General features: G+C 72.3%; 1 pseudogene. It reads left to right on the plus strand.

Annotated elements, in window-relative coordinates:
• Window positions 1–41 precede the first annotated feature (41 nt).
• Window positions 42–455: pseudogene (locus tag HCK04_RS40575) on the plus strand (polyketide synthase); the annotation flags it as partial.

The raw sequence follows: 455 nt of genomic DNA on the forward strand, positions 1-455 counted from the left end.
CGGTGTACGCGGGGGTGGCCGACCGCACGTACGGCTCCCGGCTGCCGCAGGTGCCCGACGAGCTGGAGGGATACCTGGCCATCGGCAACCTGGGCAGCGTGCTGTCGGGGCGCATCGCCTACACCTTCGGGTTCGAGGGCCCGGCCGTGACCGTTGACACCGCCTGCTCGTCGTCGCTGGTCGCGCTGCACCTGGCCGTCCAGGCGCTGCGTACGGGGGAATGCGACCTCGCGCTCGCGGGTGGCGTCACGGTGATGGCCAGCCCGATCGGCTTCACGGAGTTCTCGCGGCAGCGGGGGCTCGCGCCGGACGGGCGGTGCAAGGCGTTCTCCTCGTCGGCCGACGGCACCGGCTGGGCCGAGGGCGTCGGCCTGCTACTGGTCGAACGCCTGTCGGACGCACGCAAAAACGGCCACCGCGTGCTGGCCGTCATCCGCGGCACCGCCATCAACCAA

Source organism: Microbispora sp. CL1-1 (assembly GCF_012034195.1).
GTDB lineage: Bacteria > Actinomycetota > Actinomycetes > Streptosporangiales > Streptosporangiaceae > Microbispora.